The organism is Pseudomonas sp. MG-9 (assembly GCF_018729515.1).
GTDB lineage: Bacteria > Pseudomonadota > Gammaproteobacteria > Pseudomonadales > Pseudomonadaceae > Aquipseudomonas > Aquipseudomonas serboccidentalis.
The window spans coordinates 836122-849361 of sequence record NZ_JAHHZH010000001.1 but is presented as its reverse complement, the minus strand read 5'-3'; the positions used below and the strand labels follow the sequence as shown (position 1 = coordinate 849361).

Below are 13240 nucleotides of genomic sequence, written 5' to 3'. Positions count from 1 at the left end.
CCCATGCTCATCGGTAATTATTCCTTCACTCTGGTTTTCATTTCGCTGTGCGTGGCGATTCTGGCGTCGTATACGGCGCTTGATCTGACCGGGCGCATCGCCACCGCCCGTGGGCGTGCGGTGCATTTCTGGACCGCGGGCGGCGCACTGGCGATGGGCGTCGGCGTGTGGTCGATGCACTTTATCGGCATGCTCGCGTTCAAACTGCCGATCACCCTCGGTTACGACACTCCGATCACCGCGTTGTCGCTGTTGATCGCGGTGCTGTCCTGCGGGTTTGCCCTGTGGCTGGTCAGCCAGCCGAAGCTACCGATTCTGCAATTGGCGTTTGGCGCCTTGATCATGGGCGCCGGGATCAGCGCGATGCATTACACCGGCATGGCAGCGCTGCGCATGACCCCGGGGATCGATTACGACCCGACGCTGTTCGGCGCGTCACTGCTGATCGCGATCGGGGCCTCGGCGGCAGCCTTGTGGATCGCTTTTCGCTTGCGCCAGCACTCACCTTATGTACGCCTGATTCGCGGCGGCGCGGCGGTGTTCATGGGCATCGCCATCGTCGGCATGCACTACACCGGCATGGCTGCTGCGCAGTTTCCCGATGGCAGTTTCTGCGGCGCAACGCTCAACGGGCTGAAGGGCAACGGCCTCGACAGTCTGGTGCTGATCACCACGCTGGCGGTGTTGTCGATCGCCTTGCTGACGTCGATCCTCGATGCCCGCCTCGAAACGCGTACGGCCGATCTGGCGCATTCGCTGACCCTGGCCAACCGCGAGCTGACCCAACTGGCGCTGCACGACACCTTGACCGGCCTGCCAAACCGCATGCTGCTGGACGACCGGATCAATCAGGCGATGAATAAAGTCGAGGAGCAGGGTGGGTGTTTTGCGCTGATGTTCATCGATCTGGACGGTTTCAAACCGGTCAACGATGCTTTCGGTCATCACATGGGAGACCAGTTGCTGCGCGAAGTCGGGGCCCGTCTGCGCGAGGACTTGCGCAGTCAGGACACGCTGGCACGGATCGGCGGCGATGAATTCGTGCTGTTGGTGCGTCTGAACGAACCCAACGATGCCCTGAGCCTGGCTGCCCGCCAGGTCGGCTTGATCGGCCAGTCGTTTCGGGTGGCCGAACACGATTTGCAGATTTCCGCCAGTGTCGGCATCGCCTTGTACCCGGGCAATGGTCAGAGTGCTCAGGAGCTGTTGAGGAACGCCGACGCGGCGATGTATCACGCCAAGGGCGGCGGCAAAAACGGTTACAGCTTTTTCGACGCATCGATGAACAACAACGCGCGCAAGCAACTGCAACTGTTGCAAGACCTGCGTGCGGCGCTGGAGCACAATCAGTTCTGCCTGCATTACCAACCCAAGTTCGATGCCGCCAACGGCCGTCCGGTTGGCGCCGAAGCGCTCCTGCGCTGGCAGCACCCGACCCAGGGCATGTTGCTGCCGGACAAGTTCATCGATCTGGCGGAGAAGACCGGCGTGATCATCGCCATCGGCGAATGGGTGCTCAACGAGGCCTGCCGGCAGATGCGCGAATGGTACGTGCTCGGCTACACCGAGTGGCGCATCGCGGTGAACCTGTCGGCGCTGCAGTTCTGCCACGCGGGGCTGGTGCAGAGCGTGGCCAAGGCGCTGGCGACGCACCATTTGCCGGCCAACAGCCTGACCCTGGAAATCACTGAAACCACCGCCATGAGCGATGCCGATGCGAGCATGACCGTGTTGCAGGAGTTGTCGGACATGGGCGTCGACCTGTCGATCGACGACTTCGGCACCGGCTATTCGAGCCTGATGTACCTCAAGCGGTTGCCGGCCAACGAGCTGAAGATCGACCGCGGTTTTGTTCGCGATCTGGAGCACGATAGCGATGATGCGGCGATTGTCTCGGCGATTGTCGCGTTGGGGCAGGCGCTTGGATTGCGCATTGTTGCTGAAGGTGTCGAGACCGGTGTGCAGCAGGCGTTTCTGACTGAACTGGGGTGTGATTCTTTGCAGGGTTATCTGCTGGGGCATCCGATGCCAGCGGAAAAATTCATGCAGGATATTGCGCGGGTTGAGCAACAGGCGGTGGTCTGACTCCACACTGAGCCGAGGCCAGAAACATCTGTGGCGAGGGAGCTTGCTCCCGTTGGGTCGCGAAGCGACCCCTCTTTTAAAACATGGGCCTGCTGCGCAGGCCAGCAGGAGCAAGCTTCCTCGCCACAAAGGCACTGCAACGTCGAAACTGCGTGAGCGCTCAAGCCTTTGACACAGCCCATGCAAAACCCGTGAATGACGGTTATTCTTCCACCCGACTGTTACGTGTGCATTTTGGGGGAAGGGCCAGCATGGATAAAGTCATTGTGATCACCGGCGGCGGGCGCGGAATCGGCGCCGCTACGGCGCTGTTGGCTGCCGGGCAGGGCTATCGGATCTGCATCAACTATCAGTCGGATGAACAGGCCGCGCAAAGTGTGCTGGAGCAAGTGCGGGCGCTGGGGGCGCAAGCCATTGCCGTGCGCGCCGATGTCAGTATCGAAGACGAAGTGATCGCGCTGTTTCACCGGGTCGACACCGAACTCGGTCGGGTCACCGCGCTGGTGAACAACGCCGGCACCGTCGGACACAAATCGCGGGTCGAGGAAATGTCCGAATTCCGCATCCTCAAAATCATGAAAACCAACGTATTGGCGCCGATCCTCTGCGCCAAGCACGCGATCCTGCGCATGTCGCCCAAACACGGCGGGCAGGGCGGCAGCATCGTCAACGTGTCGTCGGTCGCCGCACGTCTGGGGTCGCCCAACGAATACGTCGACTATGCCGCCTCCAAAGGCGCGCTCGACACCTTCACCATCGGTTTGTCCAAGGAAGTGGCGGGTGAGGGAATTCGCGTTAATGCGGTGCGTCCGGGCTACATCTACACCGATTTCCATGCGCTGAGCGGCGATCCGGATCGGGTCAGCAAGCTCGAGTCGGCGATCCCGATGGCCCGGGGCGGCCGGCCGGATGAGGTGGCGGAGGCGATTGTCTGGTTGCTGTCGGACAAGGCTTCTTATGCGACGGGGACGTTTATTGATCTGGGCGGCGGCCGTTAATTCAACGGTGTCTGGACAGGCCCCATCGCGAGCAGGCTCACTCCTACAGGTGAACGCATTTCAAATGCAGGAGTGAGCCTGCTCGCGATAGCGCTAGTTCAGACAACACAGAACGGTCAGAACGACCGCACAATCCGCCCCAAGGTCTCCATTGCCTTCTCTGAATCCTCGGTCCACGGGCTGCCGTAATTCAAGCGGATACAGTTCCTGAACCGCTGGGTCGGTGAGAAAATCGGCCCCGGCGCAATGCTGATGCCTTGCGCCAATGCCATCTGAAACAACTTCAATGAATCCATCTGCGGTGGCAGTTCCAGCCACAGGAAGTAGCCGCCCGCCGGCTGACTGACCCGGGTCTGCGCCGGGAAGTAGCGGGCGATCGCTGCGAGCATTGCGCTTTGCTGTTCTTCCAGGGCGTAGCGCAGTTTGCGCAGGTGGCGATCGTAGCCGCCGTGTTGCAGGTAGTCGGCGATTGCCGCTTGCGCCGGCATCGAGGCGCACAGCGAGGTCATCAGTTTCAGTCGTTCGATTTTCTGCGCATAGCGCCCGGCGGCGACCCAGCCGATGCGGTAGCCGGGGGCCAGGCTCTTGGCGAACGAACCGCAGTGCATCACCAGCCCTTCGGTGTCGAAGGCCTTGGCCGGTTTCGGCGCTTGCTGGCCGTAATAGAGTTCGGCATAGACGTCGTCTTCGATCAGCGGCACCTGATGCCGGCGCAGCAGTTCGACCAGTTCCTGTTTCTTCGCCTCGGGCATGGTCGCGCCCATCGGGTTCTGGAAACTGGTCATACACCAGCAGGCCTTGATCGGGTGTCGTTCCAGCGTCTGCGCGAGCACGCCAAGGTCGATGCCGTCACGCGGGTGCACCGGAATTTCCACGGCTTTGAGTTTCAGTCGCTCCAGTACTTGCAGGCTGGCGTAGAACGCCGGGGCTTCGATGGCCACCAGATCACCCGGTTCGGTCACGGCTTGCAGGCACAGGTTCAGCGCTTCGAGGGCGCCGTTGGTGATCAGCAGTTCCTCCATCGGCAGCATCAGCCCGCCGACCATGTAACGCAGGGCAATTTGCCGGCGCAGTTGCGGGTTGCCCGGCGACATGTCGGTGACCACCATGCGCGGATCCATCTCCCGTGCCGCGCTGGCCAGCGAGCGCGACAGGCGTTGCAGGGGGAACAGGGTCGGGCTGGGGAATGCGGAGCCGAAGGGCACGGTGCTCGGGTCCTTGATCGATTCGAGGACCGAGAACACCAGTTCGCTGACATCGACTTCGGTGGAGTCGTTGACGTGGCTGCTGATCACCGGCTCCGAAAACGGACTCGGCGCGTGGGTGTTGACGAAGTAGCCGGAGCGCGGCCGGGCACGGATCAGGCCGCGACGTTCCAGCAGGTAATAGGCCTGGAACACCGTGGACGGGCTGACGCCGTAGGTCTGGCTGGCGTAGCGCACCGACGGCACCCGCTGCCCGGGGCCGAGGACGCCGGAGCGGATCAGTTCAGCGATGTCGTCGGCGAATTTTTCGTAGCGTTTCATCGGTATCCCGCGATGGACTGAATTCGGATTGCTTTTTGTGGCGAGGGAGCTTGCTCCCGCTGGGCTGCATAGCGGCCCCCAAAGCTTGTGAGTGCTACGCACTCAAGCGGGAGCAAGCTCCCTCGCCACAGGTATCGCAGTGTCAAAAGAGGACTGCATCTTAATGGCTCAGCGATTCATCGGCGCCACAAACCTGCTTTTTGCCACGCTATAAACCTCAGGCTCGTCGCTGTCGGCAATCTTGAAGCTCAAGGTCTGCGAGCTGCTGGCCGGGCGTTCCGTGGTCATCGCCACCGACACCGGCACATCGACAATCTCCCCCGGCGCCAGGCTCAGTTCGGTTTTGCCCTGCAACTGGAAACCCTCGCCATCCACCAGGCTGAGGTTGTAGGCCTGGCGTTGCTGGGTCTTGTTGATGACCTTGAGGGTGTAGATGTTCTCGATCTGGCCCTGACCGTTCTCACGGAACAGCCCGCGATCCTTGGTCACGTCCAGCGAGACCATTGGCCGTTCGACCAAGGCCAGCGCCAGCGCGCCGATCATCACCAGCAGCACCGCAACGTAACCGATCAGCCGTGGCCGCAGCAGGTGCGTCTTGCCGCCCTGCAATTCGCGCTCGGAACTGTAGCGAATCAGGCCACGCGGGTAGTTCATTTTGTCCATGATCGAGTCGCAGGCGTCGATGCACGCGGCGCAGCCGATGCATTCCATTTGCAGGCCGTCGCGGATGTCGATGCCGGTCGGGCAGACCTGTACGCACAACTGGCAATCGATGCAATCGCCCAGTCCGGCTTCGGCAGGCTTCACATCGCGTTTGCGCGGGCCACGGTTTTCGCCACGGGCCACGTCGTAGGAAATCGCCAGGGTGTCCTTGTCGAACATCACGCTCTGGAACCGCGCATACGGACACATGTGCATGCACACCGCTTCGCGCAGCCAACCGGCATTGATGTAGGTGGCGGCGGTGAAGAACAGCACCCAGAACAGGCTGACGCCGCCGATTTGCAGAGTGAACAGTTCTTCAGCCAGCGGACGAATCGGCGTGAAATAGCCAACGAAGGTCAGCCCGGTCATCACGCTGATCGCCAGCCATAGCGTGTGCTTGGCCGCGCGCCTGGCCAGTTTGTTCAGGCCCCACGGCGCCGCTTGCAGTTTGATGCGCTGGTTGCGCTCGCCTTCGGTGACCTTCTCGCACCACATGAAAATCCACGTCCACGAGCTCTGCGGGCAGGTGTAACCGCACCAGACGCGGCCCGCAAACACGGTGATGGCGAACAGACCGAACGCGGCAATGATCAACAGCGCCGAGAGCAGGATGAAATCCTGAGGCCAGAACGTTGCGCCGAAGATGTGGAATTTGCTGTCGGCCAGGTCCCACAGCACTGCCTGACGGCCACCCCAGTTCAACCACACGGTGCCGAAAAACAGCAAAAACAGAAACCCCGCGCCGCTCATGCGCAGGGTGCGGAACAGGCCGGTGAAGCTGCGGGTGTGGATGTGATTGTCGGTGGAGCCGGCCCTCGCCTTCATCGGGCGACCAGGCACATTTTTTATGGTGGGGCTTGCTTCTACGGTTCGGACGGGGATTTGTTCGCTCATGGTCGTTCGCTCATCAGCCTCCATCAGGCGGATGAACTATGAGCGCCGATCTGTTTGCATAACAGACTCAGCTATTTGAATAAAAAGCGTATCAGATGGCTTTTTGCGCCCGCCCTGCGACAACTTGAAGCAGCCCGCAGACGCCGGCGCAAACGCCTATCGCAGGCGTCTGCGCCGGGTGTTGATCAGGGTCAGTCAAATCACCGAATCACTCTCGTCAGCCTTCAGGTGCTTACGCCCGTCCTTGGCACCTGCGACGGTCAATCCATCGGCTTCGGCTTCGGTGATGTAAACGCGCCGGCCTTCGATTTCCACGAACGACATGGATTTTTCACTATCTGTTTTGACTTCCAGGGTGTCGCAGATGCGAATTTCCTCGCCATTTTCGACGGTGAAAAAACACACTTTTGATTCGGGATTGGATTCATCGATTCGAACGGGCATGAGGCTGTCCTTTTTCGGGGGTATCTACAGGGTTAGGACGCAGCGCCGGGTGATCGTTCGACGCAACCGATTAATGGTCGGCGCTGTCCATCGACTAACCACGTATAAGAAGGGATGGAGCGATGGACGCCTGGTGGCATGAAGTGTGGGTAACGCTGCAAGCGGAGTTCGCCGACATCGGCGATGCGTCGCAACTGACGCGCATCACCGTGCGCCTGCTGATGGCGGCGGTGCTGGGCGGGATTCTGGGTTTCGAACGCGAGCACAAGGGCAAGGCCGCCGGGGTGCGCACGCACATGCTGGTGGCGCTGGGGGCGGCACTGTTTGTGCTGGTGCCGCAGACCTCCGGGGCCGAATCCGACGCCATGAGCCGGGTGCTGCAGGGGGTGATCGCCGGGATCGGTTTTCTCGGCGCCGGGACGATCCTGAAGAATCAGGAGGGCGATGAAGGGCATGTCAAAGGGCTGACCACGGCGGCGGGACTGTGGATGACGGCGGCGATCGGCGTTGCGGCCGGGTTGGGCAAAGAGGCGACGGCGCTGCTCAGCACGTTGCTGGCGCTGGGGATTTTCAGCGTGATGCCACGGGTCGTCCGGCTGTTCGAGAAAGACGACGAGAAAAACCAACACCTGTAACACACCGCACACACCCTGTAGGAGCTGCCGAAGGCTGCGATCTTTTGATCTTTAAAAGCAAAGATCGCAGCCTTCGGCAGCTCCTACAGAGGGGCGCGCTGCTCAGACGATGACCGGGGGCATTGTTGTCGGTGGCTCTTCCTTCGGCGGCGGCGTGGTGCCTGGCGGTTCTTCGTCGGGAATCGGTGGCGGCTCGGTCTCGGGCAGGGTGGGTTTGTCGATGTTCGGATCAGGCGTTTCCGCCGGGATCGGGATGTTCATCTGTAGACCTCCGTGTGGCACATGGCGTGAGAAGTGCTTAAGTGGGTTGACCACCTCGTGGCGATTTCGATCCGCTTTTTTACCCAGGCAAATCCCTGTGAACTTTTCCCCGCGCCGGTCGCTCGGAACCTAAGTGAGTTCATGTCGGGGCCGGTGCCTCTTTGTGAACGCGGATCCGGCACAAGAGCGTCCTTGGGGCGTAAAGGAGAGATGCTCGATGTCTGCTGAAAAACCTTCAGAGCAGAGCTACAACCCGCACATGCCGCTGTCGCAAGCATTGTTGCTGCCGCGCATCGTGATCGAAAACACCATGCCGACCCTTGATGGCGGGCAGTTTGCCGTCAAGTCGATCGTCGATCGTGAAGTGATCGTCACCAGCAAGGTCTTTGCCGACGGCCACGACAAACTGGCCGTGCGCATCCGCTGGCGCGCGGAGGGCGAAGAGACCTGGCAAAGCGAGGTCATGCAGGAGCTGGGCAATAACAGCTGGGAAGGGCGTTTTCGTCCCGAGCGTCCGGGGCGCTATCTGTATTGCGTCGAGGCCTGGATCGACCACTTCGCCAGTTTCCAGTACGAACTGGAGAAAAAACACAACGCAGCCGTCCCGGTTTCACTGGAACTGCAGGAAGGCCGGAGCATGGTGCTACAGGCGGCCGAGCGCAGCGATGGGCCGCTCAGCGAACAACTCGCAGCGCTGCATCACGAACTGTCCGGCCTGCTTGAAACCGAGCAGGTGGCGTTGTTTCTGCACCGGCGCAGTGCGCAATTGATGGCGCAGGCCGATCACCGCGCCTACCTGAGCCTGAGCGCCGAGTTCCCGATGGATGTCGAACGGGAACTGGCCGAGTTCGCCAGTTGGTACGAGCTGTTTCCCCGCTCGATCACCGACGATCCCAACCGTCACGGCACCTTTAACGACGTGCATGCACGGTTGCCGATGATTCAGGACATGGGCTTTGATGTGTTGTATTTCACCCCGATCCATCCGATCGGTCGCGCTCACCGCAAGGGTCGCAATAATTCCCTGACGGCCGGGCCGGATGATCCGGGCAGCCCTTATGCCATCGGCAGCGAGGAGGGTGGCCATGAGGCGATTCACTCGCAGCTCGGGACCCGCGAAGATTTTCGTCGACTGGTGGCGGCCGCCGCCGAGCACGGCCTGGAAATCGCCCTCGATTTCGCCATCCAGTGTTCTCAGGATCACCCGTGGCTCAAGCAGCACCCGGGTTGGTTCAACTGGCGGCCGGACGGCACGATCAAATACGCGGAGAACCCGCCGAAGAAGTATCAGGACATCGTCAACGTCGACTTCTATGCGCCGGACGCGATCCCCAGCTTGTGGGTCGAACTGCGTGACATCGTGGTCGGCTGGGTCGAGGAAGGCGTGAAGATGTTTCGCGTCGACAATCCGCACACCAAGCCGCTGCCGTTCTGGCAATGGCTGATCGCCGATGTGCGGGCGCTGTACCCGCAAGTGATCTTCCTCGCCGAAGCCTTCACCACGCCGGCGATGATGGCGCGCCTCGGCAAGGTCGGTTACAGCCAGAGCTACACCTATTTCACCTGGCGCAATACCAAGGACGAGCTGGCGACGTATTTCACCGAGCTCAATCAATCGCCGTGGCGCGAGTGCTATCGGCCGAACTTCTTCGTCAATACGCCGGACATCAATCCGGCGTTCCTGCATGAATCCGGGCGCCCGGGGTTTCTCATCCGCGCGGCGCTGGCAACCATGGGCTCGGGCCTGTGGGGCATGTATTCAGGGTATGAACTGTGCGAATCGGCACCGGTGCCGGGCAAGGAGGAATACCTCGATTCGGAAAAGTACGAGATCCGTGTCCGCGACTTCAATGCACCGGGCAACATCATTGCCGAAATCGCCCAGCTCAACCGCATCCGTCGGCAGAACCCGGCGCTGCACACGCACCTGGGGCTGAAGGTCTACAACGCCTGGAACGACAACATTCTGTACTTCGGCAAGCGCAGCTTCGACGGCAGCAACTTCATCCTGGTGGCGGTGAGCCTTGATCCGCACAACGTGCAGGAGGCGAACTTCGAGTTGCCGCTGTGGGAAATGGGCCTGCCGGACGACGCGACGACCCACGGCGAGGATTTGATGAACGGGCATCGCTGGGACTGGCATGGCAAGTATCAGTTCATGCGCATTGACCCGGCGTATCAGCCGTTCGGGATCTGGAGAATCACTGCCGCTTAAGGCCCACATCGACCCCTGTAGGCGCTGCCGAAGGCTGCGATCTTTTGCCTTTGATTTTTAAAAGCAAGATCAAAGATCGCAGCCTTCGGCAGCTCCTACACAGGAATCGAACAGAATTTTTCAGGAGTTTCACATGGCGAAGAAACCCAAGGCAGCCACCTTCATCAAAGACCCGCTCTGGTACAAGGACGCGGTGATTTATCAGGTTCACGTCAAATCCTTTTTCGACTCCAACAACGACGGGATCGGCGACTTTCCCGGGCTGATCGCCAAACTCGATTACATTGCCGAACTCGGCGTCAACACCATCTGGCTGCTGCCGTTCTACCCCTCGCCACGCCGCGACGACGGTTACGACATCGCTGAATACCGTGGCGTGCACAGCGACTACGGGACGATGGCCGATGCCAGGCGTTTTATCGCCGAGGCGCACAAGCGTGGTTTGCGGGTGATCACCGAGCTGGTCATCAACCACACCTCCGACCAGCACCCGTGGTTCCAGCGTGCGCGCAAGGCCAAACCCGGTTCGGCGGCGCGGGACTTTTACGTGTGGTCGGATGACGACCAGAAATACGACGGCACCCGGATCATTTTTCTCGACACCGAAAAGTCCAACTGGACCTGGGACCCGGTTGCCGGCCAGTACTTCTGGCACCGCTTCTATTCGCACCAGCCCGACCTGAATTTCGACAACCCGCAGGTGATGAAAGCGGTGCTGTCGGTGATGCGCTACTGGCTGGACATGGGCATCGACGGCCTGCGCCTCGACGCCATTCCGTACCTGATCGAGCGCGACGGCACCAACAACGAAAACCTGCCCGAAACTCACGACGTCCTCAAGCAGATCCGTGCCGAAATCGACGCCAATTACCCCGACCGCATGCTGCTGGCCGAGGCCAACCAATGGCCGGAAGACACCCAGCTGTACTTCGGCGACACCGATGCCGCCGGCGTCAATGGTGACGAATGCCACATGGCGTTTCACTTTCCGCTGATGCCGCGCATGTACATGGCGCTGGCGCAGGAAGACCGCTTCCCGATCACCGACATTTTGCGCCAGACCCCGGAAATTCCCGCCAATTGCCAGTGGGCAATCTTCCTGCGCAACCACGACGAGTTGACGCTGGAGATGGTCACCGACAAGGAGCGCGACTACCTGTGGAACTACTACGCCGCTGACCGCCGCGCGCGGATCAACCTCGGCATTCGTCGGCGTCTGGCGCCGTTGATGGAGCGTGACCGCCGCCGGGTCGAACTGCTCAACAGCCTGCTGCTGTCGATGCCCGGCACGCCGACCCTGTATTACGGCGATGAAATCGGCATGGGCGACAACATCTACCTCGGCGACCGCGATGGCGTGCGGACCCCGATGCAATGGTCGATCGACCGCAACGGCGGTTTCTCCCGCGCCGACCCGGCGAGCCTGGTGCTGCCGCCGATCATGGACCCGCAATACGGCTATCTGTCGGTCAACGTCGAAACCCAGGCCGGCGACCCGCATTCGCTGCTCAACTGGACCCGACGCATGCTCGCCGTGCGCAAGCAGTCCAAGGCCTTCGGGCGCGGTACGCTGAAGATGCTCTCGCCGAGCAACCGGCGGATTCTGGCCTACACCCGTGAATTCACCGACGTCGACGGCAAGCACGAGATCATCCTCTGCGTGGCCAACGTGTCGCGCAGCGCGCAAGCGGCGGAGCTCGATCTGTCGGCGTATGTCGGCATGGTCCCGGTGGAGATGCTCGGCGGTAACGCGTTCCCGCCGATCGGTCAGTTGAATTTCCTCCTGACCTTGGCTCCGTACGGTTTCTACTGGTTCGCCCTGGCCACGGAAAACCAGATGCCGAGCTGGCACGTGGAACCGGCGCAGAGCCTGCCGGACTTCACCACGCTGGTGCTGAAAAAACGCATGGAAGAACTGCTCGAAGCGCCAACCCGCAACACCCTGGAGCAGGGCATCTTGCCGAGCTGGTTGCAGAATCGCCGCTGGTTCGCCGGCAAGGACGCGGCCATCGAACAAGTGCATCTGGCTTACGGTGTGCGTTTCGGCGATGCGCAGCATCCCGTGTTGCTCAGCGAGGTCGAGGTCACCAGCGCCGGGCAGACCAGCCGCTATCAACTGCCGTTCGGCTTCATCTCCGAAGATCAGGTCGGCCCGGCACTGCCGCAGCAGCTGGCGTTGTCCCGGGTCCGGCGTGGCCGCCAGGTCGGGCTGATCACCGACGCGTTCAGCCTTGAAGCGTTCGTCCGCGCGGTGCTTGAGGGCATGCAGAACAACACCGTGCTGAATTCCGAAGAAGGCGAGATTCGTTTCGCGCCGACCGCGCAGCTGGAGAAGCTTGGCCTCGGCGCCGAATCGGAAGTGCGCTATCTGTCGGCCGAGCAATCGAACAGCTCGGTGGTGATCGGCAACAGCCTGGTGCTGAAGCTGATCCGCAAAGTCGCCTCCGGTGTGCACCCGGAACTGGAAATGAGCGCCTACCTGACTGAGGCCGGTTTCCAGAACATCTCGCCACTGCTGGGCTCGGTGATCCGCCGCGATGCCAACGGTGAAGACAATCTGCTGATGATCGCCCAAGGCTATCTGAGCAATCAGGGCGATGCCTGGGAGTGGACGCAGAACAACCTCGAACGGGCGCTGCGCGATGAGCTGGCCGACGCCATGTCCGAGCAGGAGCAGCATTACAATGCCCTCGGTGAGCTGAAGGACTTTGCCGGCATGCTCGGCCAGCGTCTGGGGGAAATGCACCAGATGCTGGCGGCGCCGAACGACAACCCGGACTTCGCTCCGCAAACCACCAGTGCCAAGGACGCGTTAGCCACTGGCAAGGACGTTGCGGCGCAGGTCGAGCATGCGCTGAAGCTGCTCAAGCAGCATCAGGGCCAGTTGGGCGCGGCGGATCAGAAACGGGTCACACGCCTGCTGGACAACAAAAAGGTCATCCTCGGTCATGTGCAGGACCTGGCGAAACAAGCTGTCGGCGGGTTGCGCATTCGCGTCCACGGTGACCTGCATCTGGGCCAGGTGCTGGTGATCAAGGGCGATGCCTACCTGATCGATTTCGAGGGTGAACCGGCGCGGCCGCTGCACGAACGGCGCGGCAAACACAGTCCGTACAAGGACGTCAGCGGGGTGCTGCGTTCCTTTGATTACGCCGCGGCGATGACCATCAACGTACACAACGTCGATCACAGTCCGGAGTCGGAAGCGGCGCGGCATCGCGTTGCCGAGCGCTACTTGCGTGAGGCGCGTGAAGCATTTGTGCAGGCATATCGCCGGGCGGCAGCTAGTCTTGATCATGCCTGGCAGGATCCTGCGGGTGCCGACGCTGCGCTTGCGCTGTTCGGCCTGGAGAAGGCGGCCTATGAAGTGGCCTATGAAGCCGAAAATCGCCCCACGTGGCTGCCCGTGCCGTTGCACGGTTTGTATGGGTTATTGACGGGGCTTAAACCCTTTTCCGATCTTGGTGGAGAGTAGTC

The 13240-nt window shown here is 61.3% G+C and carries 9 protein-coding genes; 5 read left to right on the top strand and 4 right to left on the bottom strand.

Going from position 1 to position 13240, the window contains the following annotated elements:
- The first annotated feature begins 3 nt into the window (after positions 1-3).
- Together KKQ10_RS03835 and KKQ10_RS03830 are read left to right on the top strand one after the other, a co-directional pair.
- Positions 4-2085 carry a putative bifunctional diguanylate cyclase/phosphodiesterase gene (locus KKQ10_RS03835; RefSeq protein WP_215500251.1) on the top strand — a complete coding sequence of 694 codons (2082 nt, stop codon included), beginning with the start codon at positions 4-6 and terminating at the stop codon, positions 2083-2085.
- Between the two features lie 251 nt (positions 2086-2336).
- A complete protein-coding gene (locus KKQ10_RS03830; RefSeq protein WP_127647017.1) occupies positions 2337-3083 on the top strand; it encodes an SDR family oxidoreductase in 747 nt (248 codons plus the stop codon).
- A 116-nt stretch (positions 3084-3199) separates the two neighbouring features.
- Here the strand turns inward: KKQ10_RS03830 and mapR are convergent, their stop codons facing one another.
- The 3 genes from mapR to KKQ10_RS03815 form a co-directional block, all read right to left on the bottom strand.
- Entirely contained in the window at positions 3200-4609 is a 1410-nt protein-coding gene (mapR, locus tag KKQ10_RS03825) for a GntR family transcriptional regulator MpaR (RefSeq protein WP_008087199.1), read from the bottom strand.
- A 168-nt stretch (positions 4610-4777) separates the two neighbouring features.
- Positions 4778-6208 (bottom strand): cytochrome c oxidase accessory protein CcoG, encoded by a 1431-nt coding sequence (ccoG, locus tag KKQ10_RS03820; RefSeq protein ID WP_215500250.1) that lies wholly within the window; start codon positions 6206-6208, stop codon positions 4778-4780.
- 195 nt (positions 6209-6403) lie between these two features.
- Positions 6404-6652: a DUF3203 family protein gene (locus tag KKQ10_RS03815; protein WP_215500249.1), complete on the bottom strand. Its 249-nt coding sequence runs from the start codon at positions 6650-6652 to the stop codon at positions 6404-6406.
- Positions 6653-6774: 122 nt separating this feature from the next.
- Between KKQ10_RS03815 and KKQ10_RS03810 the strand changes: the two genes are divergently transcribed.
- A complete protein-coding gene (locus KKQ10_RS03810; protein ID WP_127647025.1) occupies positions 6775-7287 on the top strand; it encodes an MgtC/SapB family protein in 513 nt (170 codons plus the stop codon).
- 102 nt (positions 7288-7389) lie between these two features.
- Here the strand turns inward: KKQ10_RS03810 and KKQ10_RS03805 are convergent, their stop codons facing one another.
- A complete protein-coding gene (locus tag KKQ10_RS03805; protein WP_164747810.1) occupies positions 7390-7548 on the bottom strand; it encodes a hypothetical protein in 159 nt (52 codons plus the stop codon).
- Between the two features lie 217 nt (positions 7549-7765).
- Here KKQ10_RS03805 and KKQ10_RS03800 point away from each other — a divergent pair, with 217 nt between their 5' ends.
- Both KKQ10_RS03800 and treS read left to right on the top strand, forming a co-directional pair.
- On the top strand, positions 7766-9763 hold the full coding sequence (locus tag KKQ10_RS03800; RefSeq protein WP_215500248.1) for an alpha-1,4-glucan--maltose-1-phosphate maltosyltransferase: 1998 nt from the start codon (positions 7766-7768) through the stop codon (positions 9761-9763).
- A 133-nt stretch (positions 9764-9896) separates the two neighbouring features.
- Positions 9897-13238 carry a maltose alpha-D-glucosyltransferase gene (gene treS / locus KKQ10_RS03795; RefSeq protein ID WP_215500247.1) on the top strand — a complete coding sequence of 1114 codons (3342 nt, stop codon included), beginning with the start codon at positions 9897-9899 and terminating at the stop codon, positions 13236-13238.
- The last annotated feature ends 2 nt before the right edge of the window (positions 13239-13240 follow it).